This window comes from Microcystis aeruginosa FD4, from assembly GCF_009792235.1.
In the GTDB taxonomy this organism is placed as follows: domain Bacteria; phylum Cyanobacteriota; class Cyanobacteriia; order Cyanobacteriales; family Microcystaceae; genus Microcystis; species Microcystis viridis.
In genome coordinates, this window is the sequence record NZ_CP046973.1 from 4,715,009 (window position 1) to 4,740,494 (window position 25,486).

Genomic DNA, 25,486 nt, shown 5'->3' on the forward strand with positions numbered 1-25,486 from the left:
TTTTTGTCTAGGAAAAACTTACAGTATTTGAATCACTTGTCTTGATCATCTTGTTCGGACTGAATTCTTCTCTCTTTATCCCCTTTAACAAAAACCGTCACCAAACCTGTTAAAGTACCCGCACCCATAATTCCAGATGCCCAAACTTTATCATTAATCCCCAGATAAATAGAGCCACCTAAACCAACTATCGCAATCGTAAAACCGGCAATTTGTCCAAGATAAGAGCGGATATTATCGTTTTTTACCAGTTCTGTTTCTATCTTTCTTCGATGTTCACCTTCTTTCTCCGTCATAGACAAAATCCTATCAGCACTGCCGGGCAAAACTTCTTCATATCCTTTTAGAATTGTTGGATGAGGAATCGGTCCATAGAAGGCGGCTATGCTGCCGCTTATTTGTCCCTGGAGAATCGGGGTTATAGTTGACTGATCAATAGTGTCATCTTTTAATATTTCACCTGTGGAATCTAAAGGTCTTTCGACTAGCTCACTATTATCCTGGTCTTCTGACTTTTTACTTTCGTCGGACATTTTGAGACAACTTTCCCCCATATTCACAAATTGCATTGTCAATATCTAATCCCGTCTTCATCCAATCGGACTGAATTGCGGCAGCATCTGGATTCAAATGTACTTTTTTGCCCACACGAACACGACAACGATAATCTAGATTGGTACGATAAGTCCCTCCTATATCTAGAACTGAGACCAGACCATCCATAAAGTACCGTCTAGGAATAGAGTAATTTTGGGAAGAAATGTCACGATAGTATTTTTTTACCATAACACCCTCGTTTAAGTTATGTCTACCCCCCGATTCTAGCATTGTATCATACCAATTTTTTGAATTTATAAGATCCATTTTTTGCAGTTACAATACATCGCTCCTACATTGGTACTATTAATGATCAAGGCAATTGACCGACCTTATCATTAAATCTTGACAAATATAAGTTTAAATTATAGCTATTGCGCCCTAAGAGCGATAATATTTAATATTAACCAGATTTATACCAAAGATAAATCATTATGGAAAACGTCACAGAAACTCCCCTTTTATCCCCTAAAGGAACTTTTCCTGCCAAAGTTGTCAAAGTTATTGACAACTATAAATTAGTAATGAATAGAGGTGAACAGAACGGAATTCGAGAAGGTCAAAGAATGATGGTTTATCATATTAGCAATGAAGATATCAAAGATCCCAATACTGGGGAATCTTTAGGGTTTCTCGAATTAGTAAAAGGTACGGGAAGAGTAATTTTCGTTCAAGATAAAATATCTATAATTGAAACCGATCAGAAAAAAACTTATAGAAAAAGAATAGAAAATCCTTCTTTGGGATTGAGGAGTTATAAATCTGAAGTGGTAGAATCCGATGAATTAAAACCTTTTGAAAACCCTCAAATTGGCGACTCGGTTAGACCTATTTAGACCTATCGATGGAACCACCAATATTAGAATACTTTTTATCTCTTAAATATCCGATTTCAATTTATACTGAAGAAGAAGGCGGATACACGGCACTAATTCCAGATTTACCCGGATGTAGGTGATGATTAATATTGAAGAAGCGAGAAAGTTATGGATAGAGACGGTTTATTTTAGTAGCTCTTTTTGCGTAGGTTGGGTCGAAGGAAGTTAAACCCAACAACTGAGGGTTTCGGTCGGGTTTCGTAGCCTCAACCCGACCTAGGAACTTCAAACATTACTGTCCGCAATCACCGAGAACCATTGGCTATTGAGCAGTTATGATTTTCAGGGTTTTCATTTGCAGTTGATTCAATTTCGACAGGAGACGACGACGCAAAAAGAACTGTTTTTGTTGCCAGAGAGAAAGGGAACACCATTGATTATAGGCAGGAACACATTCATTCAAGATAAACTGATGCCAACAGTGAACAAGATAGCTAATAGTCACGGTTTTCGACCTTTCTTGATAATGAGACTTTATTTGCTGCCTTAAATAACTGTTGTCCCGCAATTGTTTGAGATAATAAATAACATCATTCTCATTATTAGCAGTAAAGAAATCTAGTTCATTTTTGTACTCTGCTTGAAAAGCGGATTCATTTCCTAAAATGGCAGGAACACCTGCTAACCAGGCATTGTACAGCTTAGTGGGGGGTTTCCAAGGATAAGTCTCCTTGGAGTCGAAACGACGAATAGCGACGATTGCATCTGCTTGACGATAATCATGCCAAAACTCATCATTAGTTTGAATGCACCAGTTTAAACCTAAATGCTCTAGCTGCTGTTGCCATTCTGGTTTGCGTAAGGGGGGAGCTAAATTGTAGCTAATACCAAGATAAACTACATTTTCAAACCGATCGCCCCGTTGGGGATCGCGAGGAATCAGGCCTGGTTGAGTCCAATGGGGTAAAAAGTATCGCTTACCTGGTAAAAGATATTGATCTTCGGATATTGATTGTATATAAAGTTGAGAAGCAGTTAATTCCTGTCGATTCTGGACGATATGAATTTGAGCGTAGGGTTGAGGATTTCGATCCCCTTTAACACAAGCCAGTAATAACTTGGGATAGGGTTGAAAATCATAAGCTAACGATTCTCGATGACCAATTACAATACCTTCTTTAGGGATAGTATCTACTAATTCACAGGGAAAGTTCGATTCGCGTAATCGCAAATAAGTTTGTAAAATCCAAGCCAATGAACCTCGACCCGTTCTTAATTGATCGGCGTGATCGGGCAAAGGGTCGGGTCGATGGGAAGCGGGAAGATGAAAATAAATAGGAGGTAAGTAGTCATGCAAAATTAATTACCCAAATAAAAAATTAAGAAGTATAATACATAAAAAAACGAAGCAGCAGGAAAATACAATGAGATTGATTAGAGACCTAAACCCCGAGAGCCAGAAAATGCTAGAGAGAATTTATCGAGCTAGTAAACATCATCAAGTAAGAGAGCGAGCGAAATGTATACTCTTAAGTTTTCAGGGAACCACGATAGAAGAATTGAGCAGAATATTTGGAGTTACGAGAAAGACCATCTATAATTGGTTGACGGCCTGGGAAGATAGAAAACTAATTGGTTTTTATAATCGTCGAGGAAGAGGGAGAAAACCTAAATTGACAGAAGCACAAGGTCAACAAGTTATTGACTGGGTAAAAGAAGAACCGAAAAGCTTAAAAAAAATCCAGATAAAAATTGTAGAAGAATGGAAATTAACCGTAAGCAAAGACACGATAAAAAGACTCATAAAAAAAATCAACATGAGGTGGAAAAGGGTGAGAAGAGGGGTCGCCAAAACCCCTGATGAGTGGGAGCTTGAGGTCAAACTACCTATTTTAGAAGAACTAAAAAAACAGGAAAAAAGAGGAGAGATTGAGATAGGATATTTGGATGAAATGGGATGGGATTCAAAGCCTTGTATTCCTTACGCTTGGCAAGAAGAAAAAACCACGATAAAGTTACCACCAATTGAAGGTAAAAGACTAAATATTTTAGGAATAATGAAACGAGATAATCAATTATTTTATGAGACACAGGTCGGAACGGTTACTAGCGAGATAGTTATTAATTTTCTGGATAAATATTGCCAAAATATACAGAAAAAAACCGTCATAATAATTGACCAAGCTTCCATTCATACCAGCGAGGCATTTATGGAGAAACTTGAGGAATGGGAAAAGAAAAACTTGAAAATATTTTGGTTGCCCACTTATTCACCTCATTTAAATTTAATTGAAATATTAGGTCGATTTTTAAAATATGAATGGATTGAATTTAGCGCCTATAAAGACCGAAAGAGCCTCCTCGCTTACGTTAAAAAAGTGCTGGACAATTTTGGAGGCGAGTATGTAATTAATTTTGCCTAGGTACTTATTTGCTCGGTCATAGAATTAATTCTGAAGCGTGCTTGTAGAATACTTGAGCGGGTGTTTGATAGTCAAGGGATTTTCGGCGTTGCTGATTTGAGACCTGAATCTTATTTTGTGGGATTTTTAAAACCTAGACCCAAACTAACTTTTGGATACGATGCACGGTTAGCATTCATACCTTGATTCAGCAACGCCCCTGCCGGAATTGCGGGATAACTTTCCCCGATCCCCAAGCCAGAGGAGACAAAACTGGTTTATGCTAGAAAGGGTTACTCTTAACGTAACTTTACAAAGTCATCGATCGCCCACATTTATGGATTGCATCATCAATCGTCGAGCGCGGTTTTCAGCCAGCCATCGCTATTATCTGCCAGAATGGGACGAAGCCGAAAATCAAAGACTTTTTGGTCTTGGTAGCCGTTTTCCCGGTCATGGTCACAATTACGAATTATACGTCTCCCTATACAAAGAACTCAATCTTTATGGCATGGTGGAAAATCTCTCCACCGTGAAACAGGTAATTAAACGAGAGATAACCAGTCAATTAGACTACTCCTATCTCAACCAAGTCTGGCCGGAATTTCAGCAAACCCTACCCACCACAGAAAATATCGCTAGAGTTATCTGGCAAAGATTAGCACCCTATTTACCATTGGTCAAAATTCAACTATTTGAACACCCCGAATTGTGGGCAGAATATCAAGGAAAAGATATGGAAGCAACTTTAACTATCAAAACCCATTTTAGTGCCGCTCATCGTTTGGCTTTACCGCAATTAACCCTCGAACAAAACTCGGAAATCTACGGCAAATGCGCCAGGGTAAACGGTCATGGTCATAATTATCACCTAGAAGTATCCGTGGCGGGAGAAATCGATCCCCGCACCGGTATGATTGTAGATCTAGGGGATTTACAAAAAGCGATCGATGAATTGGTAGTGGAACCCTTCGATCATGCTTTTTTAAATAAGGATATTCCCTACTTTGCCGAAGTGGTTCCCACCGCGGAAAATATTGCCCTACATATCGCTCAACTATTAGAGGAACGGATCCGCCAATTAGGGGCCCAATTAGATAAAGTTAAACTGATTGAAAGTCCCAATAATTCTGCGGAAATCCACTGTCGTGGTTCGGTTCAAACTCCCCGACAACTTCTAGAAAAAACCCTGACAGCCGTTTAATTGCCTGTTAGTTAAGGTCATTAGGGTGAGCCACGCTCACCCTGATGGATTTAATTAAACCCTAGTTAAACACTTCTCGCCATCCGCGCTTTCCTTTGCTTTGACGTAAGGGAGAGGCTAAATCGACAATTTTCTCGAGCAGTTTCGGGGCCAATTTTTGACACCAAAGAGCTAGATGACTTTGCCAACCGACGACAATTTCCGTTTTTTGCCTATTTAACCCGGTAATTAGAGTTTGGGCGACTTCTTCGGCGCTCATCGGCTTTAACCATCGAAATAACTGCAATTCTCGCACCATATCCGTATCGGTTAAAGAGGGTAAGAGGGTGACAACTTTGATGTTGTGTTCCCGTAATTCCGACCTGAGAGCTTGACTAAAACCCAAAATGGCAAATTTGGTGGCCGAGTAGGTAGCGAAGCTAGGAGCGGCAATTTTACCCATCATGCTGGAAACATTGACGATGGTTCCCTGTCCCCGAATTGCCATCCGGCGGGCAATTAAGCGAGTAACCGTGTACATGGCCATCAGATTTAAAGATATTTCTGCTTGCACTTGCGAGAATTGCGATCGCAGAAAGGGGGTTTGATGGGCAATACCGGCACAGTTAACGAGGATATCAATGCCAAGGCATTCTTGCCAAACGCGGATAATTGAAGCACTAACAAGGTCATTTTCCGTTAAATCTAGGGCTAAAGGTGTGGCAATGACCCCTAGGGACTCAATTTCTTTGGCTAGTTTTTCTAATCGCTCTTGATCTCTGGCAACAATCACAATTCTGCTTAAACCTTGTCGGGCCAATTCTAAGGCGATCGCTCGTCCGATACCCCGGGATGCCCCCGTGACTAGGGCAGTTTTTCCCTGTAATTTCATGATCAAACTCCTGTTTTAAGCAACAGTACGGGAATTTATTGGTTTTGCTTCTGAAATCTTTGATTTGTGCATCTATGCCCTACATAAGTAGCGAAGCAATCGAGGGATAGATGGATAGGTTAGGGTGCATGGGATTTTTCCTCCTTTAAAGCGCACTCTTGAACCCACGGTAACAGTTGTCTTTACAAACAGCAATCTTTTTTAACACTTTTCCCGAAAATCACTCGATCGGATGAACGCTCAGGGTGATCCTCAATCCTATGGAAGGGGAGAAGGGAGAAGGGAGAGGTAGGGTTGATTCATGAATCAACCCTACTATGAATCAACCCTACTATGAATCAACTCTAGGGGAGAGGAGAGAGGGGCAGCAGAAAAAAAAATTGTGGTTCCACCCTATTGTGCATCTCAATTTAGGTGTTCAATGTCGGTAATAATCGGTAGAATCACCGTGATCTTTGTGCCTTTTCCTTCCTCACTTTCCAGGTAAATTTGTCCTTTGTGCGCTTCCACACAGCGTCCGACAATGGCTAATCCTAATCCCGTTCCTTGAATATTATCGACATTGCTACCGCGATAAAAAGGTTTAAATAAATGTTCTTGATCTTTGCTAGGAATACCAATCCCTCGATCGATAATTTTAAAGACTACCTGCTCGGATTCGACAATAATCTTAAATTCTACGGGGTTTCCCTGTGGTGAATATTTGAGAGCATTTCCTAGTAAATTTGTCAAGATATGTTTAATTAAATTAACATCCCAAAGTCCTCTTTCTAAGCTGCCCTCAATTTGGAAAATAATTGCTGATTGGTGCTCTGGCTTAACAATAAAAGATTCTACCAATTTTTGACAATAATCGAGCAAATCCACCGGATCAAATTGACAGTATAATCTTCCGGAATCGGCCCGGCCAATTAATAACACTTCTGTGAGCAATTGATCCATGTCTTTAATGGCCGATCGAATCATGCGAAAATAGCTAACTTGCTGATCTTTTGTCAACCGATCGCGACTTTCTTCTAATAATCCAGCCGAGAGTAAAATTTTATTTAAAGGATTGCGAAAATCGTGGGATAACATGGAAACAAATTCGGTTTTTAACTGATTTAATTCCTGCGCTTTTTCCAGTTGATTAGTGCGTTCAATCACGCTCATTTTTAAAGCTTCGTTGGATTCTCGTAAAGCTTCCTCCATCTGTTTTCGCTCGATCGCATAACATAGCGATCGAGTTAAAATTTCTAAACTTACTTCTCTTTTAATTAAATAATCCTGCGCTCCCTGACGTAGTGCTGCCAAAGCTAAATTATCATCATTAGTATTAGTTAAAACCACGATCGGCAATTTCGGAGCCGTAATCAAAAGGGGAGCTAAGGATTCCAAACCCTGACTATCTGGTAAAGTTAGATCTAATAAAATTACATCAAAATTTGTTTGTTTTAAAAGAGAAATTGCCTCCGATAATCTTGACACATTAACCAGATGAAATTCTTTTTTTTCATTACCCTTAAGAATTTCCTTTAATAATCGAGCTTCGGCTAAATTATCCTCGATTAAAAGAACTTTTATATCCTGCGAGAGTCCCATTTTTTAATCAAAAGTTAAAGAGATTTGGGAAGTTAGGAAGTGGGAAGATTTTTCAGTGATCAGTAATCAGTAATCAGTAATCAGTGAAAAGAAAGCTCAGAACTTGCCCCTTGATAAGCCATTAAGCAACTCTTGCAACAGTAAAGGGATTAGGGGAGATGTAGCTCATCTAAGGATAGGCGATTAAGATGCGTCTTAGCTTACTATTAACTGAAAACTCAAACCTGATAACTGATAACTGATAACTGATAACTGATAACTGATAATGATTCACTCCCCGGGTAAAGTAGCGGTTTCTAACCAAAAAGCCTCGATATTTTTGACAATTTTGAACAAATCGTTGAGATTGCGCGACTTGGTTATATAACAATTAACGTGCAGTTCATAGCTATAAAAAATATCCTCCTCGTTGCGAGAAGTGGTTAAAACCACCACAGGAATTCTTTTTAAACTGGGATCGTTTTTTATTTCCGCTAATACCTCCCGTCCGTCTTTTCTTGGTAAATTCAGATCGAGAAGAATAAGATTAGGACGGGGAGAATCGAGATACTCCCCTTCTCGACGCAGATAATCCATGGCGTTGACACCATCCCTAACGATAACTAATTCGTGCGGGACGGTGCTAGTTTTTAATGCCTCTTGGATGAGGCGAATATCAGCTTTACTGTCCTCCACTAATAAGATAATTTTGTGTGGCACGTCCTCGCCAGCGCTCACGCTCGTCACCTCCTAGGGGAATTGTAAAACAGAAAACCGCTCCTTTACCTAATTGGGATTCTACCCAAATTCGTCCGCGATGACACTCGATAATTTTCTTACAAATCGCTAAACCCATACCTGTGCCGGGGTACTCGTCGCGGGTGTGCAGTCGTTGGAAAATCACGAAAATGCGTTCGGAAAATCGGGGATCGATACCAATTCCATTATCGGTGACAGAGAACAGCCATTCCTCTTCTTGACGTTGGGCAGCAATATGAATAGTGGGAGTTGCTTTTCCTCGGAATTTAATCGCATTACCGATGAGATTTTGGAACAATTGCATTAACTGGGTTTTATCTGCCATGACAATTGGCAAAGGATCAACGGTGATCAGAGCTTGACTTTCCTGAATTCTCCCTTTCAGGTTAGCGAGAGCTTTTTCCAGTGCCAGATTAGCATCGATGGTATTAAACTCTGCCGCCTGCATATCCACTTTCGAGTAAGCCAGCACATCATCTATTAATGTTTGCATCAAACTGACACCTTCGACGGCAAAAGTAATAAATTCTTTAGCATCTTCGTCCAGTTCTTCGGTGTAGCGCATTTCTAGCAACTGCACATAGTTGGCGACTTGATTGAGGGGTTCCTGTAAATCGTGGGAAGCGACGTAGGCGAATTTTTTTAATTCGGCGTTTGATAGTTCCAAATCCCGCGCCAAACGTGCCAATTCATCGGCTTGTTTTAAGATGATATTGACGATCGCTTTTCGTAATTCTAGTGCGGCGTTAATTTCTACTGCTTTCCAGGGTAAAGATTTGAGACGAACGGTTTCTTTCCAGAGGGAGAAGGATTTACGCGGACAGAGACGAATATCACCATCTATGGCAGTCGTTTCGATCGCTTTACCCGGATCACCACCCCAGTTGACGGTTTGAATTACTTCCGGACGAAACCAGAGGAGATAATTACGTTTAGAAATGGGAATTGCTAGTAGGCCACTGGCAATATCTTTAAACTTACCCGCATCGGCATAAATTCGCGGTAAGGAATTGGTATAGTAAACATCTTCAAGGACGTTTTTTTCTAGCCAAGTAATCAGATAATTTAGTTCTTCTTCGCTCGGTGTTACTCCAATTAAGGTATAATTGCCGCCTAAACAAATAGCGGCTCCTGTGGCTTTAGTTAGATCAAGCAGATTCGGTTTATGGGCAATTAATCCATCGATAAAGTTATTAGCTTCAGCCATATAATCGATTAATTGCGATTGGACAAAGTTTAATTTCACTCGATAGTCATAATCCTCGGTTTCTTCCCGTGCCGATATTTCCGAGAAAATTACTCTTCCTAAGAACTCACAAGCTTTACGGAGTTCGTAGGGTACATATTTAGGGGTGCGGTGATGACAGGCAATAATACCCCAAAGACGTTTATTTTCAATCAGAGAAATGGTTAGAGATGCTCCCACTCCCATATTATGCAGGTATTCTAAATGACAGGGAGAAGCACTTCTAAGACTGGACAGGGTTAAATTTAAGGGTTGTTGAGTTTCGGGATGAAGACTAGGCACTAGATCGACGGGTTCAGAGGTAGCATCGGGAATCTGTCGAATCCAATTAGCACTTAATAAATTTCGTGCTGGGAGAGGGATATCGGAAGCGGGATAACGTAAACCGAGATAGGGTTCTAGTTGCTCTATTTTGTCTTCTGCTATCACATCACCGTTATCTTCTTCGTCGAATTTGTATAACATAACTCGATCGAATCCTGTCATTTTTCGCACTTCTTTAACGATGATATTACAGAAATCTTTCAGGCTACGGGTGGCTTCAAGTTTATCGATCGAAGTTTTGGCTAGGTGATAGAAACTCAGGAAAGGAATGTTTTCATAGGAAATAGCAGGTTCTAACTCTAAAATCAGCATTTGTTCGGCGTTGCGGTGAAAAATAGCATCAAAGACTGCAAAATCATCCCCTTTAACCCGCACCCAAATTTTGGAGGGATTGATAGCATCAAAATCGTTATTTTCTATGGCTGATTTGAGAGGATCGATCTGAAAGGGATCGAAGATTTCCTCTAGGGTTTTACCGATAATTTCCCCCGGAGAAATTCCCAATAAACTGCGGCTATTACTGCTAGTTTGGCTGACTTTTAGCTCCGGTTCGCTGAGAACTAAAAGCACTCCGTGCGGTTGAATTCGGTTATAGAGATGGATCGGTTCCCGTTCGATCGAAGTTGGGTTAATTGTCTCGGTTAGAACTTCCATGTGTATTGCCCCCAGAGGATTTTTGCCAAGTTGAAAACTCTTTGTTTATTAAAACTATTTCTTCTCACTTTCAGGGAGCGATCAAGAATAAATTTACTTCTCTTAATCCTAGTCCATCAAAAGTAATAAAACTTTAATTAATCAGTTATCGATCGAGCAGTTCTGTTCAGTTCCCTTTATTATAATCAGTTTTTCTGTTGAGAATCTATGGTCATTTGTTAAGAATTAAGAGTTAATGTTACAAGGTACAGATAATTCTTAATAAAAATATACAGTAGGGGGTTTCAGACCCAAAAATTTCCAGGAACGCACGCTAGAAAAGTAGGCGATATTGCACTGTAATTATACAATTGATAAGCAAGAACAAATTAAAGAGATAAATTAGTAAACTTGATCGTGTTTTCCAATATCAACTATAACAATTAAAGTTTCTCCTGAATCAGTATCTTGACGAAAAGTAAAAATAATACGGCAATCGTAACTAACAGAACATGACCAATAACCTTCTAATCTACCTGTCAGCTTATGAGATTTTAAAGAAGGGGTGAAGGGGTTATCTTCTAACAAATGTAGAACCTCTGATACCTTGCTTTGTAGTTGAGGATTTTTGCTGATTAAGCGTTGAAAAGCTCTTTTAAAGCTTTTGTCAGCAACTAATTTCATTCTTCTTCATCCTCTAACAAATAAGCCATTATCTCTTCAGCACTGCCTTTTTTTGCTGTTCCCATTGCTAAAGACTTTAAGGTTTCTTCGCCATTTTTAGCCATCTCATCGCGGCGTTTCTCAATGCGTCTTTTACGAATTAGCTCAAACAAATAATCTTGGTCTTCAATGGATAGACTCTCTACCGATTCGATCAGATCTTGAAAAAATGCGATACTCATTAAAGTTTACTCCTGTTAGTTAACTTTTTTTCCCGATATGTTATCACAATATAGTCAAGTAGGGTGCGTTAGGCAATCCCTTGTTCCCAGAGAAAAAATCAAGAGCTAAATATCGCCGTAACGCACCACAAAGAAAAGTTTTTGGCTACTTTTATAATCCGCTATGACGGAGGAGAGGTTCGGTACTAGGTTCGCGACCGCGGAAAGCTTTAAAAACATTCATAGGATGGGAACTTCCCCCCATAGCTAAGACAGTATCACGAAAACGGCGACCGATCGCTTTCACTGCTTCTTCGTTATCTAATCCCACTTCCTCGAAAGCGGCAAAAGCATCGGCGCTGAGGACTTCTGCCCATTTATAACTATAGTAACCCGCCGCATAACCGCCAGCGAAAATATGTCCAAAAGAACATAAGAAAGCATCTTCCGGTAGAGGAGGAATTATCGTCGTCGTCGCTGCTAAACGCTGTCTGACTTGTTTAGGAGTTTCGCTGCCATTCGGTTGATAACGATGGTGTAATTCCAAATCTACTAAAGACAAATGTAACTGACGCAACATGGCCGAACCGCTCATATAATTCTTAGCTAGAAGCAGTTTTTGGTAGTAATGTTCGGGGAGAGTTTCACCGGTTTCGTAGTGTTTGGCCATACTCATTAAAGTAGGGCGATCATAACACCAATTTTCCATAAATTGACTGGGCAATTCCACCGCATCCCACTCAACGTTATTAATACCCGCTGCGCCAGAATAATCCACAGTGGTTAACATATGCTGTAAACCGTGGCCAAATTCGTGAAAGAGGGTAGTTACCTCCTCAAAGGTCATTAAACTGGGTTTTCCATCTACTGGAGGCGTTTGATTGCAGATTAAATAAGCCACAGGTAAACGCACCTCGGCGCCAGTTTTGGCCCGACCGATACAGACATCCATCCAAGCGCCGCCGCGTTTTTCGGCGGGACGACTGTAGGCATCGAGGTAGAAATAGGCGATTTTTTCGCCCTTTTCGTCGTTAATCTGGAAATAACGCACATCGGGATGCCAGATAGATGCCTGACCGTCGGCAGCGATAATTTCTACCCCAAAAATCCGTTTAGCGAGGCTAAATATGCCTTCTAAAACCCGTGGTAGGGGGAAATAGGGGCGCAATTCCTCGGCACTAAAGTTAAACTTGGCCTGACGCTGTTTTTCTGACCAATAGGCTATATCCCAATGCTTGAGATCGTCGGTTCCCGCAAAAGTTTTTAAGGCCTCTAAATCCTGTTTTGCCGCTTCATAGCTTACTTGGCGCAAATTGTCAAGCAATTTCTCGATTTCATCCACAGAATTGGCCATTTTCCGGGCAAGACTAACCTCGGCGTAGGTACTATAACCTAGAAGATGGGCCTGTTCCTGACGTAGTTGCAAAATGCGATCAATTAAGGGATTATTATCCAATTCTCCCAGATCGGCCCGACTAACGTAGGCTTTATAGAGTTTTTCTCGCAATTCCCGATTATCGCTGTACTTCATAAAGGGGAAATAACTGGGAAAATCGAGGGTAATCACCCAAGGACCAGTTTCGGTGCTGGCGTTAGTTTCTCCTTGGGCGCGGGCGGTTTGGGCGGCTAAACTAAGGAGACTAGGGGGTAAACCGGCGATATCTTCTGGGGTTGTTAGTTTCAGTTGAAAAGCTTTGGTGGCATCGAGGATGTTATTAGAAAATTTCGTGGTGATTTCCGCTAATTCCAGTTGAATCGCGTTAAATCTGTCTTTTTTCTCCCCTGCTAATCCCACCCCGGCTAATTGGGCATCCCGCAGGGAAGCTTCGACAATGCGCTGTTGTGCCTCGTCTAATTGCCCCCAGCTTTCCCCTTGACGCAGGCACAAAAATGCCTCATAAATGGGTTTACTTTGGCTTAAACGGCTAATAAACTCGACTACCTGCGGTTGTACGGTTTCGTAAGCTTGACGCAATTCTGGGCTATTTTTTACCCCCATCAGATGACCGATAATCCCCCAACTCCAGCTTAAACGTTCTTCGATCCGGGTGAGGGGTTCGACCAATTTTTCCCAGGTGGGGGCAATCTGCGCTTCTAGATTGGTTAATTCTCTGGCCAGTTCCTGCAAAAGTTGCGTCATCCCAGGGACAATCAGGCCGGGTTGGATTTGGTCAAAAGCCGGTAATCCTTGACCGGCAAGCAGCGGGTTACTGGTATTCGTCATAATTTTTGGTCTGCAAGGGTGAGTAATTTGTATCTTTTACTACCGCTCAACTAAACTTGCTCAAACTTACTTAAAAGTCTGAAAGCTTAGTCATTCGTAGTGGGTCAAGCACTACAGGATTAAACGGCAAACCCTTTATTCCCTGGTCAACGACATCTAAAGTAGGAAGTGGGAAGTGGGAAGTGGGGAGAGGCTGACAGGTGTACTTATTTTACAACTAAGAGGAAGGGGAGTAGTAAAAAACATCAACTGGGCTGGGAAACCATCCAGGGTAAGCGCAAGAAAAAAAATGACATAATATGCTAGAGGAAAAAAGACGTATTCTCCACGAACAGATTATTATGTCAAAAGGTGTTGATTCCCTTTCAAGAGAAGAAAAGGAAACCAAGCGCAAGAGCAAAAGGCTCAAACCCTCTGTTGATGCACAATCCGTTCAACAACAATGGCTTTCTCAATTCTCGAAACTGAATGACCCAAGAGGTCGGCAAGGTTGTGAACACGCTTTTCTGAGCATTGTACTAATTGCCATTCTAGCAACTATTGGCGGTGCTGGGGGATGGGAGGATATCGAAGTATACGCAGAAAGTCACCAAGCTTGGTTGGAAACCTTTTTAGATTTAAAAAATGGTGTTCCTAAAGCAGACACCTATAGAAGAGTATTCGAGAGAATTAATCCAGATGAACTACAAGAAGGTTTTTTGGGTTGGGTCAAACAAATTGTCGAAGCTACAGGCGCTCAAGTCATTCCTATTGATGGTAAAACCCTGAAAGGTTCTTATGACCGGAATAAAAAGCAATCATCCTTGCATCTGGTGAGTGCTTGGGCTACGGAAAATCGGTTAATGTTAGGTCAAGTTAAAGTAGAGTCTAAAAGCAATGAGATTAAGGCAATTCCAGCTTTATTGAACTTACTTGAGATCACAGGATGTATCATTACCATTGACGCGATGGGAACACAAACGGCGATTTCTCAACAGATTATCGCTCGAGGAGCAGATTATGTTCTCTGTCTCAAAGCCAACCATCCAACTCTCTATAATCAGGTAAAAACTTGGTTTGAAAATGCTATGGCTCAAGGTTTTCAAGGAATTGAACACAGTTATGAGCAACAGGTAGAAGCGGGAGATCATAGAAGAGAAAATCGCCAAGTTTTTGCGGTGTCATTGCCTGAAATCGGTCAATTATACCAATCAGAACAATGGGCGGGACTGAAAACACTGGTCATGGTTATTAGAGTCAGAAATCTTGGGAACAAAGTAACTCGTCAAATTACCTTCTATCTGAGTTCCCTGGCTGCTGATGCCGCCCATATTGGTCGGGCTATCCGCAGGCATTGGGGTATTGAAAATCAACTCCACTGGGTTCTCGATGTGACGTTTGCTGAGGATAATTCTCGTATTCGTAATCTTAATGGTCCTGAGAATTTCTCTTTATTGCGGCGGATGGCGATAAGTTTGCTTAATCAAGAAACTTCGACCAAACGTAGTCTTAGGCAGAAAATGAAGCGAGCATCCATGAATACAAATTATCTGCTTGAGGTGCTGGCAGTGACGCTACCCCACTAGCACATTATGAGCAAAAATTTCTTGCGCTTGCCCTGACTTCTCTACAACAATCATGCGTTAGATTTATTCGGAGTTTCCTTAATTTGTACCCAGTAACGGGGCATGGTAAATTCTCTTAATCCCTCCTACAGTATAAGTTATCGCCTTTTGTCAACGGGGAATTCCAGGTATTCAGGAGATAGGGTGATAGGGTTTTGGGGTGATAGGGTGATGAGACAACTTCCCCATCTCCCCACTCCCCCACTTGCCACTCCCCCCCGCAACGCGCACGAAGTGGTCTCCCCACTTCCCCACCTCCCACTTCATAATTCATAGATTCATAATTTATAATTCCCACTCCCGCAACCCCCAACCCCTATCTCCCCACTTGATAATTCATAATCTATAATTCCCTCTCCCTGATTAATAACGGATGCGAGGATCAATGTAAGCATTGATTAGATCGCTCAAAATACTGGCAAAAACCACTATTGTCGCCAAAAAAGCCATTAATCCCTGCACTGTTGGGTAATCCCGCCGAGAAATCGCTCGATATAACTGATTTCCCAAACCTGGCCAAGAAAAAGTAACTTCCGTCAAGACTGCACCACCTAAAAGAGCCGCAAAAGTTAATCCTAAGACAGTAATTACAGGAATTAGAGCATTTTTCAGCGCATGGGCAACCATAATCGTTTTTTCTGGTATTCCTCTCGCTTTTGCCGCATCTACATAGTCCGCTTGCCAAGTTTGTTTCAGATTAACTCGCACCATCCGTTCAAAAATCCCACTCAAAAGAATGCCGAGAGTAAAACTAGGTAAGGCTAGATAATACAATGCCGTAGGCAACTTATCTAGTTGTAGAGTCATCAGACTATCAAAGGTGTATAAACCCGTAATTGTTTGGGGTGGAGTCTCACTCAAAGGAAAACGAGTCCCCAAAGGAAACCAGCGCAACTGTACCGCAAAAATTAGCTGTAAGAGCATTCCCACCCAAAAAATCGGCAAGGAATAGGTTATCAGTCCAAATAAACGCCCCCCCGCGTCCAAGGGAGTATTCGGACGAGAAGCAGTGATAATTCCTAATCCGACTCCCACTATCACCGCAATTAGCATCCCATAAAAAGTTAGTTCCACCGTCGCTGGAAAATGTTTAGCAATAATCTCCCATACCGTCACCCCCTTACTGGTTAAAGAGTCTCCTAAGTTGAGACGCATTAGATTGAAAATATAGTCTAGGTACTGGAAAAATAGGGGTTTATTCAGTCCTAACTGTTCTCTTAGGGCATTTTTGGCACTTTCAGGAGCGCGGTTGCCTAAAATCGCATCCGTGGGATCACCTGGAGCAACACGCATCAGCAGAAAAACCACCGTCACAATCGTCCATAACATCAAGGGAGCTAGGAGTAAACGCACCAGTAAATAGGATTGTAAAGCAGCGCGGCGAGACATGAGAGCTTTCCTTTCAGAAAATACATTCTCAAGGAACCATACCCCAAAATCGACCCAGCGATCGAGAGGTACTGAAGAAAAAATTAAATTGAGGAAAATATTTAGTACAAGTAAACTAAAGTGTCCGCACCAATAGTTCTGAGCCAAGGACTACCAAAAAACCCTAAAAGCTGAAAGGCTTACGTAGCAAGGGATAGAAAAAAGATCAAAAAATTTTGCCAAAAGGGGTTGACAAACATGGGGAAGTTAGATACATTGGTAAATGCGCGGTTGAAGCCAAGCGAAAGCGAAGCGAAACAAACGACGCTCGAACCTAGACAAAACAATAGTTTGAAAGCCAAGCAAAAAAAGCCTCGTTTAGAAGCAATTCTATAACAAAGAAGTCAAACCCGCAAGGGGGAGACGAAAAAAAGTCAAAAGAATCAAACGATTCATCATGGAGAGTTTGATCCTGGCTCAGGATGAACGCTGGCGGCGTGCCTAACACATGCAAGTCGAACGGGAATCTTCGGATTCTAGTGGCGGACGGGTGAGTAACGCGTAAGAATCTAACTTCAGGACGGGGACAACAGTTGGAAACGACTGCTAATACCCGATGTGCCGCGAGGTGAAACCTAATTGGCCTGAAGAAGAGCTTGCGTCTGATTAGCTAGTTGGTGGGGTAAGAGCCTACCAAGGCGACGATCAGTAGCTGGTCTGAGAGGATGAGCAGCCACACTGGGACTGAGACACGGCCCAGACTCCTACGGGAGGCAGCAGTGGGGAATTTTCCGCAATGGGCGAAAGCCTGACGGAGCAACGCCGCGTGAGGGAGGAAGGTCTTTGGATTGTAAACCTCTTTTCTCAAGGAAGAAGTTCTGACGGTACTTGAGGAATCAGCCTCGGCTAACTCCGTGCCAGCAGCCGCGGTAATACGGGGGAGGCAAGCGTTATCCGGAATTATTGGGCGTAAAGCGTCCGCAGGTGGTCAGCCAAGTCTGCTGTCAAATCAGGTTGCTTAACGACCTAAAGGCGGTGGAAACTGGCAGACTAGAGAGCAGTAGGGGTAGCAGGAATTCCCAGTGTAGCGGTGAAATGCGTAGAGATTGGGAAGAACATCGGTGGCGAAAGCGTGCTACTGGGCTGTATCTGACACTCAGGGACGAAAGCTAGGGGAGCGAAAGGGATTAGATACCCCTGTAGTCCTAGCCGTAAACGATGGATACTAGGCGTGGCTTGTATCGACCCGAGCCGTGCCGAAGCTAACGCGTTAAGTATCCCGCCTGGGGAGTACGCACGCAAGTGTGAAACTCAAAGGAATTGACGGGGGCCCGCACAAGCGGTGGAGTATGTGGTTTAATTCGATGCAACGCGAAGAACCTTACCAAGACTTGACATGTCGCGAACCCTGGTGAAAGCTGGGGGTGCCTTCGGGAGCGCGAACACAGGTGGTGCATGGCTGTCGTCAGCTCGTGTCGTGAGATGTTGGGTTAAGTCCCGCAACGAGCGCAACCCTCGTTCTTAGTTGCCAGCATTAAGTTGGGGACTCTAAGGAGACTGCCGGTGACAAACCGGAGGAAGGTGGGGATGACGTCAAGTCAGCATGCCCCTTACGTCTTGGGCGACACACGTACTACAATGGTCGGGACAAAGGGCAGCGAACTCGCGAGAGCCAGCGAATCCCAGCAAACCCGGCCTCAGTTCAGATTGCAGGCTGCAACTCGCCTGCATGAAGGAGGAATCGCTAGTAATCGCCGGTCAGCATACGGCGGTGAATTCGTTCCCGGGCCTTGTACACACCGCCCGTCACACCATGGAAGCTGGTCACGCCCGAAGTCATTACCTCAACCGCAAGGAGGGGGATGCCTAAGGCAGGGCTAGTGACTGGGGTGAAGTCGTAACAAGGTAGCCGTACCGGAAGGTGTGGCTGGATCACCTCCTTAAAGGGAGACCTAATTCCGGTAGGAGACGAAAAAAAAGTAGTCCCTACCAAGAATCAATCCCAAAAGGTCGGAGCGAGGCGAAATTGGCTTTCAAACTAGGTTCTGGGTTCACACAAGACCTGAATCAGGAACAAGGGCTATTAGCTCAGGTGGTTAGAGCGCACCCCTGATAAGGGTGAGGTCCCTGGTTCGAGTCCAGGATGGCCCACCTGTACAGGTGGAAGAAAGAAAAGAAGCTCCGAATCAGCACCTTATCTTACTTATATAGTAAGAGAGAATGCTGGCTCTGAGTTCAGAGTCCAGAGGAACCTTGAAAACTGCATAGAGCTAGGTGAAAAAGCCAAAAAAGAAGACCGCCAGGTCAAGCTAATAAGGGCTAACGGTGGATACCTAGGCACACGGAAGCGAAGAAGGACGTAGTTACCGACGAAACGCTTCGGGGAGCGGGAAGCAAGCATTGATCCGAAGATATCCGAATGGGGCAACCCTAAACACGACCACCTGAATCCATAGGGTGGAGCGAGCAAACCTGGTGAACTGAAACATCTTAGTAGCCAGAGGAAAAGAAAGCAACAGCGATTCCCCCAGTAGCGGCGAGCGAAAAGGGAACAGCCTAAACCAAGTTCTTCGGAACTTGGGGTCGTGGGACAGTAACAAAAGACTGGGAAATTTAGACGAAGCGGCTGAAAACCGCACCAGAGAAGGTGAAAGTCCTGTAGTCGAAAAAGGAACCAGCTTAACTGCATCCCGAGTAGCATGGGGCACGTGAAATCCCGTGTGAATCTGCCTCGACCACGAGGTAAGGCTAAATATTCCCGTGTGACCGATAGAGAAACAGTACCGCGAGGGAAAGGTGAAAAGAACCCCGACAAGGGGAGTGAAATAGAACATGAAACCGTTAGCCTACAAGCAATGGGAGGACGATTGAACGTCTGACCGTGTGCCTGTTGAAGAATGAGCCGGCGACTTACAGGTTATGGCAGGTGAAGGGGGAAGACCCCACAGCCCCAGCGAAAGCGAGTCTGAATAGGGCGAAGCGTCATAATTTGTAGACCCGAACCCGGGTGATCTAACCATGGCCAGGATGAAGCTTGGGTAAAACCAAGTGGAGGTCCGAACCGACTAATGTTGAAAAATTAGCGGATGAGCTGTGGTTAGGGGTGAAATGCCAATCGAACTCGGAGCTAGCTGGTTCTCCCCGAAATGTGTTGAGGCGCAGCGGTAGTGGAAGTTTAGTCGGGGTAAAGCACTGTTTCGCCGCGGGCTGGGAGACCGGTACCAAGGCGAGGCAAACTCTGAATACGGCTAAAAAAACTACCAGTGAGACGGTGGGGGATAAGCTTCATCGTCAAGAGGGAAACAGCCCAGACCACCAGCTAAGGTCCCCAAATGATAACTAAGTGAGAAAGGAGGTGGGAGTGCATGGACAACCAGGAGGTTTGCCTAGAAGCAGCAATCCTTAAAAGAGTGCGTAATAGCTCACTGGTCAAGCGCTCCTGCGCCGAAAATGAACGGGGCTAAGTTATCTACCGAAGCTGTGGACTACATTGTAGTGGTAGGGGAGCGTTCTATAGGGGGTGAAGCAGTAGCGGCAAGCAGCTGTGGACTCTATAGAAGTGAGAATGTCGGCTTAAGTAGCGAAAATGTGGGTGAGAATCCCACACCCCGAAACCCCAAGGTTTCCTCCGCAAGGCTCGTCCGCGGAGGGTCAGTCAGGACCTAAGGCGAGGCTGAAAAGCGTAGTCGATGGACAACGGGTTAACATTCCCGTACCGATTAATGATTGTGCCGGAGAACGGAGAAGGTCAACGTCAGCTGGATGTTGGTTACCAGTGCAAGCAGTCGAGGCGATGAGAGGTGGCGAAAACACCAGGAGCTAAGACGCGAGTCCCACCTCCCACGGGAGGGAAGTGGCGTTGATCAGGCTTCCTAGAAAAGCCCGAACCACGTTAATCATTAATTGCCTGTACCCGAAACCGACACAGGTGGGGAAGTAGAGAATACTAAGGGGCGCGAGATAACTCTCTCTAAGGAACTCGGCAAAATGACCCCGTAACTTCGGGAGAAGGGGTACCCTCGCAAGAGGGTCGCAGTGAATAGGCCCAGGCGACTGTTTACCAAAAACACAGGTCTCCGCCAAGTCGTAAGACGCAGTATGGAGGCTGACGCCTGCCCAGTGCCGGAAGGTTAAGGAAGTTGGTCAGGAGTAATCTGAAGCTGACGACCGAAGCCCCGGTGAACGGCGGCCGTAACTATAACGGTCCTAAGGTAGCGAAATTCCTTGTCGGGTAAGTTCCGACCCGCACGAAAGGCGTAACGATCTGGGCACTGTCTCGGAGAGAGACTCGGCGAAATAGGATTGTCTGTGAAGATACGGACTACCTGCACCTGGACAGAAAGACCCTATGAAGCTTTACTGTAGCCTGGAATTGGCTTCGGGCTTCGCTTGCGCAGGATAGGTGGGAAGCGTTGAAACTCTCCTCGTGGGGAGGGTGGAGCTAACGGTGAGATACCACTCTGGCGAGGCTAGAATTCTAACCCTGACCCCTAATCGGGGCGGGAGACAGTTTCAGGTGGGCAGTTTGACTGGGGCGGTCGCCTCCTAAAAGGTAACGGAGGCGCGCAAAGGTTCCCTCGGTCCCGTTGGAAATGGGACGATAGAGTGCAAAAGCAGAAGGGAGCTTGACTGTGAGACCCACAAGTCGAACAGGGACGAAAGTCGGCTTTAGTGATCCGACGGCACCGCGTGGAAGGGCCGTCGCTCAACGGATAAAAGTTACTCTAGGGATAACAGGCTGATCTCCCCCAAGAGTTCACATCGACGGGGAGGTTTGGCACCTCGATGTCGGCTCATCGCAACCTGGGGCTGAAGTCGGTCCCAAGGGTTGGGCTGTTCGCCCATTAAAGCGGTACGTGAGCTGGGTTCAGAACGTCGTGAGACAGTTCGGTCCATATCCGGTGTAGGCGTAAGAGCATTGCGAGGAGCCTTCCTTAGTACGAGAGGACCGGGAAGGACGCACCGCTGGTGTACCTGTTATCGTGCCAACGGTAAACGCAGGGTAGCCATGTGCGGAGCGGATAACCGCTGAAAGCATCTAAGTGGGAAGCCCACCTCCAGATGATTGCTCTCATGGCATTAAGCCAGTAAGGTCTCGGGTAGACTACCCGTTGATAGGCTCTAGATGGAAGCTCGGTAACGAGTGCAGTCGAGGAGTACTAACCGACCGAGGGCTTGACCTGATTCTTCTTTCACCACTTTTTCCCTAGCTTTTGCAGTCTTGAGGGTTCTACCCTTCCTGGTGTCTTTAACGTGATGGCACCACTCCGATTCCATCCCGAACTCGGTTGTGAAACTTCACCGTGGCCAAGATACTTGTCGGGTTGCCGACCGGGACAATAGCTCGATGCCAGGATTATTCTTTCCTACCCCTCAATCTCACAAGATTGGGGGGTTTGGTTTTTAGGAGAAATCAGAGGATTTTAAATCTAAACCTCGCTCAAATATTGTATCTATGGCTAACATTTCTCCGTCGCTAGTCATAAATTTATGATCTTTGGTGGCTTGGATAGTTTGCCCATTTTCTAGGGTGTATTCAAAGACTTCTTGTAAACCTCGCTCGTGCCATTGAGAGATTGGTTGACTATAAACAAAACCATTTTGGTCAACAGTATAAACAGTGCAGTTAATTTCTTCGCTAACAATTTTACCAATTGGTAATAATCCGTATTCCTCAGTTAAAATTAACGTCTCACCTCCTAGACAATATTCGGCAAAATTTACCATCTGTTCAAAGAGATTTTCAGCGATTCTTTTTTCCACACCATTTTTAGCGGCACCATCGATAAACATCTCCCTTTGTTTCTGCATTTCGGCGGCTTTTTTCTTACCCATTGCTCGACGCAATAGATCCGCTTCTCCTAGGGAATAACCCGCTAAATCCTGCGCCATTTTCATAATCTGTTCTTGATAGACTAAAACTGCGTAGGTTTCCCTAAGAATTGGTTCCAATAAAGGATGATCATAACGAATGGGTTCTCTACCGTGTTTTCTGCCAATAAAGAGAGGAATTAATCCCGCATCTAAAGGACCGGGGCGATAGAGTGCTAGGATTGAAGATATGTCCTCAATACCCGATGGTTTTAACTCTTTAACGATCTGTTTCATCCCCGATGATTCTAACTGGAAAATACCTTCTAAATCCCCTTCTTCTAGTAATCCGTGGGTTTTGAGAATATCGGGAGGTAGTTTTTTATGTTCCCCTTTAGCCCGAATTTGCAGGGCTTTTCTTTCATCTAAAGGCAATTGATCAAGATCGATATCTATGCCCTGATTTTGTTTAATTAAATCGGCGGTTTTTTTCAAAGTGGTTAAATTTCTTAACCCTAAAAAGTCCATTTTTAACAATCCCAATGATTCTAAATCCTCCATAAAATATTGGGTAATTACCGCCCCATCATTATTTTTCTGGAGGGGAACCACTTCATCTAAAGGTTGGGAAGAAATGACGACTCCCGCAGCATGAACTCCGAAAGTTTTGTTAGTACCTTCGATACGAATTGCCATATCTAACCAATGACGCACATGGGGTTCCGTATCGTATCTTTCCTTAAATGCTGGTTCGGGAGTTTCATCGGAAATCATCACTTTTAAAGGTGTGGGTTTACCGCGAGAAACGGGAATCATTTTCGCCATTTTATCCGATTCAGCGTAGGGAATATCTAACACCCGCGCCACATCTTTTAGGACAGCTTTTGATGTCATGCGGTTAAAAGTAATGATTTGGGCAACATTAGCCTCCCCGTATTTTTCCGTGACGTATTGGATCATTTCATCCCGTCTCTCGATACAGAAATCCGTATCAATATCAGGCATAGATTTCCGTTCAGGATTGAGAAAACGCTCAAATAATAAACCGTGATGAACGGGATCAATATTGGTTATTTTTAAAGAATATGCTACCAAAGAACCCGCCGCAGAACCGCGTCCTGGACCGACGGGAATATCATGATCTCTAGCATACTTTATATAGTCCCAAACGACAAGAAAATAGGTAGAAAATCCCATTTTCTGTAACATTTTTAATTCGTATTCCAGCCTTTCTTTGTAAATAGTTTCAATCTCGTGACGAGAAGGACATTTTAATCTTTCTAGTAATCCTAACCAAGCAATTTCTTCTACATAACTATCAGCAGTATGTCCCGCAGGAACTTCATAATTAGGGAGTCTCGGTTCATTAAATATGTTATAAGGTTCGACTTTTTCTGCTACTTCTAAGGTGTTATTAATCGCTTCTTCAATCACATCTTCAGGCAGATGATCACGGAAAAGTAAGCGCATTTCATCAGCAGATTTCAAGTATTCTGTCCCACTATAACGGAGGCGTTTGTCTTCAGTAATTAACTTGCCAGTTTGAATACAAAGCAAGGCATCGTGTGCCTCTACATCGTAACAGGAAATAAAGTGAGAATCGTTAGTAGCAACTACTTTGATTCCTAATTCTTTAGCAATTTTAACTATTTCTACATTAACAATCCGATCTTCTTTAGAACCGTGGTCTTGAATTTCTAAGTAAAAATCATCACCAAAAAGTTTTTTATACCATTTAGCGGTTTCCTTAGCCAGTTTCCTGTTATTAGCTAAGATCGCTTGGGGAATCTCTCCACCCAAGCAAGCACTGGTAACTATCAATCCTTCATGGTATTGTTGGAGTAACTCTTTATTGATACAAGGACGAGCAAAAATGCCTTTACCTTGAATACCTTTCAGATTAGAAATAGTAGTTAATTTAACCAGATTTTTATAGCCTTGGGTGTTTTTGGCTAAAACAACTTGATGATATTTTCGGTGGCGAAGATTGACTTCAATATCGCCATTAACTACATACATTTCGTTGCCAATAATTGGTTTTATTCCCTGATTACGGCAGGTTTTAATTAATTCGATCGCACCATACATGACTCCATGATCGGTTAAAGCGATCGCTGGTTGTCCTAATTTGATCGCTCGATCAATTAGTGCTGGTAATTGGGAAGCACCATCAAGTAAGCTATAATCACTGTGAATATGTAAACCGACAAAAGACATAGTTTTTCAGGAAAAAGTGACAAGGAAAAAGTAAAAAAAAGAGAATTTACTTACTTTTAATTTTCAGCAATCACAGTCTATTTTTAGGGTTGACTGAGAATCCTATAGGGGAAAGAACTTTCTTCTAAATTAAACCATTGTTCTCGCAGTTTCTGGTTATCATAGCTGCCGACGACAGTATCAACAAATTTTTTCCATTCGGGAGCGTTTTTGGGTAAAATACAGCCATAAAGTTCGGTGGTAATCGGTTGACGGGGTAGTAGCACAAATTGTCGCGGATCCTGTCCTTGTTTAACGATTTCCCCCAGTAGAAGAATTCCATCACTAACCACTGCTTTAACTTCTCCCCTTTGTAATTTTGCCACTGCTTCACTTCGATCGCTGACAGCTTGCCAATTAGCCAGAGGATAGATATAACGAATAATACTATCGGTGGTGGTGTGGGAAATGTAGGCGATCGCAACTGCCGCTAAAGTGTTATTAATATCTATTTTATCAACATTTTCCCTTTTAGTTAAAAATTGCGCTCCTGTCATAAAATAGGGAATAGAAAAATTAACCTTTTCTAGTCTTTCTTCCGTGATTGTTGCCGCATTACAGGATAAATCTACTTGGCCCTGTTCCACTTGCTGAAAACGATTATTAGTCGTCTCTTCTGTAAAGTTTATTGTAACTGGTTTACCTAATTCTTGTTCTAATCGACGTTGGACTAAGCGCATTAATTCCACTCCGTAACCTGTCCATTGTCCCGTTTTCTCATCGATATAACTAAAGGGAATAGCGTCTTTTCTGGCTGCCGCTTTTAATTCTCCCGTGCGAGCAATTCTTTGTAAAACTGTTTCTGCCAAGGCTGATAAATGTAGGTTATTTATCAGTAAAAGACCGAGAAAAATAAAGCAAAAGTTTTTAGACATATCAAGAAAGCAAGAAGGAGATAGGGAGAAAAAAGCTAACCACCGACGCA

The 25,486-nt window shown here is 43.3% G+C and carries 18 protein-coding genes, 1 tRNA gene, 3 rRNA genes and 1 pseudogene; 9 read left to right on the plus strand and 14 right to left on the minus strand.

What is annotated here, in order from left to right; all coding sequences use genetic code 11:
* Positions 1–32 precede the first annotated feature (32 nt).
* Together GQR42_RS23505 and GQR42_RS23510 are read right to left on the minus strand one after the other, a co-directional pair.
* The gene (locus GQR42_RS23505) at positions 33–533 is read right to left on the minus strand and encodes a DUF2335 domain-containing protein (RefSeq protein WP_233271142.1); all 501 of its coding nucleotides are present in this window, start codon (positions 531–533) and stop codon (positions 33–35) included.
* Complete coding sequence (locus GQR42_RS23510; protein ID WP_233271143.1) at positions 517–828, minus strand: hypothetical protein; 312 nt, start codon at positions 826–828, stop codon at positions 517–519. Before GQR42_RS23510 ends, GQR42_RS23505 begins: the two co-directional genes overlap by 17 nt.
* A 203-nt stretch (positions 829–1,031) precedes the next feature.
* Between GQR42_RS23510 and GQR42_RS23515 the strand changes: the two genes are divergently transcribed.
* Both GQR42_RS23515 and GQR42_RS29165 read left to right on the plus strand, forming a co-directional pair.
* On the plus strand, positions 1,032–1,433 hold the full coding sequence (locus GQR42_RS23515; protein WP_158201835.1) for a hypothetical protein: 402 nt from the start codon (positions 1,032–1,034) through the stop codon (positions 1,431–1,433).
* An 8-nt stretch (positions 1,434–1,441) separates the two neighbouring features.
* A pseudogene (locus GQR42_RS29165) lies at positions 1,442–1,644 on the plus strand (type II toxin-antitoxin system HicB family antitoxin).
* A gap of 93 nt (positions 1,645–1,737) precedes the next feature.
* Here GQR42_RS29165 and GQR42_RS23520 read toward each other — a convergent pair.
* A complete protein-coding gene (locus GQR42_RS23520; RefSeq protein WP_158201836.1) occupies positions 1,738–2,772 on the minus strand; it encodes a hypothetical protein in 1,035 nt (344 codons plus the stop codon).
* 67 nt (positions 2,773–2,839) lie between these two features.
* Between GQR42_RS23520 and GQR42_RS23525 the strand changes: the two genes are divergently transcribed.
* Both GQR42_RS23525 and GQR42_RS23530 read left to right on the plus strand, forming a co-directional pair.
* Positions 2,840–3,838, plus strand: a complete 999-nt coding sequence (locus GQR42_RS23525) for an IS630-like element ISMae24 family transposase (protein WP_158201194.1) — start codon at positions 2,840–2,842, stop codon at positions 3,836–3,838.
* 316 nt (positions 3,839–4,154) lie between these two features.
* Positions 4,155–5,021, plus strand: coding sequence for a 6-pyruvoyl trahydropterin synthase family protein (locus GQR42_RS23530; protein ID WP_158202564.1), 867 nt, complete (start codon positions 4,155–4,157; stop codon positions 5,019–5,021).
* A gap of 61 nt (positions 5,022–5,082) precedes the next feature.
* On the opposite strand, the gene GQR42_RS23535 is transcribed toward GQR42_RS23530, so the two are convergent.
* The 7 genes from GQR42_RS23535 to GQR42_RS23565 all read right to left on the minus strand — a co-directional run bounded on the left by GQR42_RS23535 (position 5,083) and on the right by GQR42_RS23565 (position 13,522).
* Positions 5,083–5,892: an SDR family NAD(P)-dependent oxidoreductase gene (locus tag GQR42_RS23535; protein ID WP_158201837.1), complete on the minus strand. Its 810-nt coding sequence runs from the start codon at positions 5,890–5,892 to the stop codon at positions 5,083–5,085.
* Between the two features lie 405 nt (positions 5,893–6,297).
* Positions 6,298–7,473 carry a hybrid sensor histidine kinase/response regulator gene (locus GQR42_RS23540; RefSeq protein ID WP_158201838.1) on the minus strand — a complete coding sequence of 392 codons (1,176 nt, stop codon included), beginning with the start codon at positions 7,471–7,473 and terminating at the stop codon, positions 6,298–6,300.
* A 270-nt stretch (positions 7,474–7,743) separates the two neighbouring features.
* Positions 7,744–8,190, minus strand: a complete 447-nt coding sequence (locus tag GQR42_RS23545; RefSeq protein ID WP_002758488.1) for a response regulator — start codon at positions 8,188–8,190, stop codon at positions 7,744–7,746.
* Positions 8,135–10,435, minus strand: coding sequence for a sensor histidine kinase (locus tag GQR42_RS23550; RefSeq protein ID WP_158201839.1), 2,301 nt, complete (start codon positions 10,433–10,435; stop codon positions 8,135–8,137). The genes GQR42_RS23545 and GQR42_RS23550 overlap by 56 nt, the downstream gene beginning before the upstream one ends.
* 381 nt (positions 10,436–10,816) lie before the next feature.
* Positions 10,817–11,098, minus strand: coding sequence for a type II toxin-antitoxin system RelE/ParE family toxin (locus GQR42_RS23555; RefSeq protein ID WP_004163338.1), 282 nt, complete (start codon positions 11,096–11,098; stop codon positions 10,817–10,819).
* Positions 11,095–11,319, minus strand: coding sequence for a hypothetical protein (locus tag GQR42_RS23560; protein WP_158201840.1), 225 nt, complete (start codon positions 11,317–11,319; stop codon positions 11,095–11,097). Before GQR42_RS23560 ends, GQR42_RS23555 begins: the two co-directional genes overlap by 4 nt.
* A gap of 151 nt (positions 11,320–11,470) precedes the next feature.
* Positions 11,471–13,522 (minus strand): M3 family metallopeptidase, encoded by a 2,052-nt coding sequence (locus GQR42_RS23565; RefSeq protein ID WP_158201841.1) that lies wholly within the window; start codon positions 13,520–13,522, stop codon positions 11,471–11,473.
* Positions 13,523–13,863: 341 nt separating this feature from the next.
* Here GQR42_RS23565 and GQR42_RS23570 point away from each other — a divergent pair, with 341 nt between their 5' ends.
* The gene (locus tag GQR42_RS23570; RefSeq protein ID WP_199273360.1) at positions 13,864–15,087 is read left to right on the plus strand and encodes an ISAs1 family transposase; all 1,224 of its coding nucleotides are present in this window, start codon (positions 13,864–13,866) and stop codon (positions 15,085–15,087) included.
* Positions 15,088–15,202: 115 nt separating this feature from the next.
* On the opposite strand, the gene GQR42_RS23575 is transcribed toward GQR42_RS23570, so the two are convergent.
* Together GQR42_RS23575 and GQR42_RS23580 are read right to left on the minus strand one after the other, a co-directional pair.
* Positions 15,203–15,400, minus strand: a complete 198-nt coding sequence (locus GQR42_RS23575; RefSeq protein WP_158201842.1) for a hypothetical protein — start codon at positions 15,398–15,400, stop codon at positions 15,203–15,205.
* Between the two features lie 89 nt (positions 15,401–15,489).
* On the minus strand, positions 15,490–16,515 hold the full coding sequence (locus GQR42_RS23580; protein ID WP_158200159.1) for an ABC transporter permease: 1,026 nt from the start codon (positions 16,513–16,515) through the stop codon (positions 15,490–15,492).
* Between the two features lie 433 nt (positions 16,516–16,948).
* Between GQR42_RS23580 and GQR42_RS23585 the strand changes: the two genes are divergently transcribed.
* From GQR42_RS23585 to rrf, 4 genes are all read left to right on the plus strand, one after another.
* Positions 16,949–18,437, plus strand: a 16S ribosomal RNA gene (locus GQR42_RS23585).
* 134 nt (positions 18,438–18,571) lie between these two features.
* Positions 18,572–18,645: transfer RNA gene (locus tag GQR42_RS23590), tRNA-Ile, on the plus strand.
* A 151-nt stretch (positions 18,646–18,796) separates the two neighbouring features.
* Positions 18,797–21,677 (plus strand): 23S ribosomal RNA (locus GQR42_RS23595).
* Positions 21,678–21,732: 55 nt separating this feature from the next.
* A 5S ribosomal RNA gene (gene rrf / locus GQR42_RS23600) occupies positions 21,733–21,850 on the plus strand.
* The 16S, 23S and 5S rRNA genes sit together here with 1 tRNA gene alongside, the layout of an rRNA operon.
* A gap of 47 nt (positions 21,851–21,897) precedes the next feature.
* On the opposite strand, the gene GQR42_RS23605 is transcribed toward rrf, so the two are convergent.
* Complete coding sequence (locus tag GQR42_RS23605; protein ID WP_158201843.1) at positions 21,898–24,522, minus strand: DNA polymerase III subunit alpha; 2,625 nt, start codon at positions 24,520–24,522, stop codon at positions 21,898–21,900.
* A gap of 83 nt (positions 24,523–24,605) precedes the next feature.
* Positions 24,606–25,436, minus strand: coding sequence for an amino acid ABC transporter substrate-binding protein (locus tag GQR42_RS23610; RefSeq protein WP_158202566.1), 831 nt, complete (start codon positions 25,434–25,436; stop codon positions 24,606–24,608).
* Positions 25,437–25,486 lie beyond the last annotated feature (50 nt).

What these genes read in the sequence shown, in the direction of transcription:
- GQR42_RS23525 (WP_158201194.1), top strand. Translation starts at nt 2,840, where the DNA reads ATGAGATTGATTAGAGACCTAAACCCCGAGAGCCAGAAAATGCTAGAG.
- GQR42_RS23560 (WP_158201840.1), bottom strand. Translation starts at nt 11,319, where the DNA reads ATGAGTATCGCATTTTTTCAAGATCTGATCGAATCGGTAGAGAGTCTA.
- GQR42_RS23515 (WP_158201835.1), top strand. Translation starts at nt 1,032, where the DNA reads ATGGAAAACGTCACAGAAACTCCCCTTTTATCCCCTAAAGGAACTTTT.
- GQR42_RS23580 (WP_158200159.1), bottom strand. Translation starts at nt 16,515, where the DNA reads ATGTCTCGCCGCGCTGCTTTACAATCCTATTTACTGGTGCGTTTACTC.
- GQR42_RS23565 (WP_158201841.1), bottom strand. Translation starts at nt 13,522, where the DNA reads ATGACGAATACCAGTAACCCGCTGCTTGCCGGTCAAGGATTACCGGCT.
- GQR42_RS23540 (WP_158201838.1), bottom strand. Translation starts at nt 7,473, where the DNA reads ATGGGACTCTCGCAGGATATAAAAGTTCTTTTAATCGAGGATAATTTA.
- GQR42_RS23610 (WP_158202566.1), bottom strand. Translation starts at nt 25,436, where the DNA reads ATGTCTAAAAACTTTTGCTTTATTTTTCTCGGTCTTTTACTGATAAAT.
- GQR42_RS23550 (WP_158201839.1), bottom strand. Translation starts at nt 10,435, where the DNA reads ATGGAAGTTCTAACCGAGACAATTAACCCAACTTCGATCGAACGGGAA.
- GQR42_RS23505 (WP_233271142.1), bottom strand. Translation starts at nt 533, where the DNA reads ATGTCCGACGAAAGTAAAAAGTCAGAAGACCAGGATAATAGTGAGCTA.
- GQR42_RS23570 (WP_199273360.1), top strand. Translation starts at nt 13,864, where the DNA reads ATGTCAAAAGGTGTTGATTCCCTTTCAAGAGAAGAAAAGGAAACCAAG.
- GQR42_RS23535 (WP_158201837.1), bottom strand. Translation starts at nt 5,892, where the DNA reads ATGAAATTACAGGGAAAAACTGCCCTAGTCACGGGGGCATCCCGGGGT.
- GQR42_RS23555 (WP_004163338.1), bottom strand. Translation starts at nt 11,098, where the DNA reads ATGAAATTAGTTGCTGACAAAAGCTTTAAAAGAGCTTTTCAACGCTTA.
- GQR42_RS23530 (WP_158202564.1), top strand. Translation starts at nt 4,155, where the DNA reads ATGGATTGCATCATCAATCGTCGAGCGCGGTTTTCAGCCAGCCATCGC.
- GQR42_RS23605 (WP_158201843.1), bottom strand. Translation starts at nt 24,522, where the DNA reads ATGTCTTTTGTCGGTTTACATATTCACAGTGATTATAGCTTACTTGAT.
- GQR42_RS23510 (WP_233271143.1), bottom strand. Translation starts at nt 828, where the DNA reads ATGCTAGAATCGGGGGGTAGACATAACTTAAACGAGGGTGTTATGGTA.
- GQR42_RS23575 (WP_158201842.1), bottom strand. Translation starts at nt 15,400, where the DNA reads ATGAATTATGAAGTGGGAGGTGGGGAAGTGGGGAGACCACTTCGTGCG.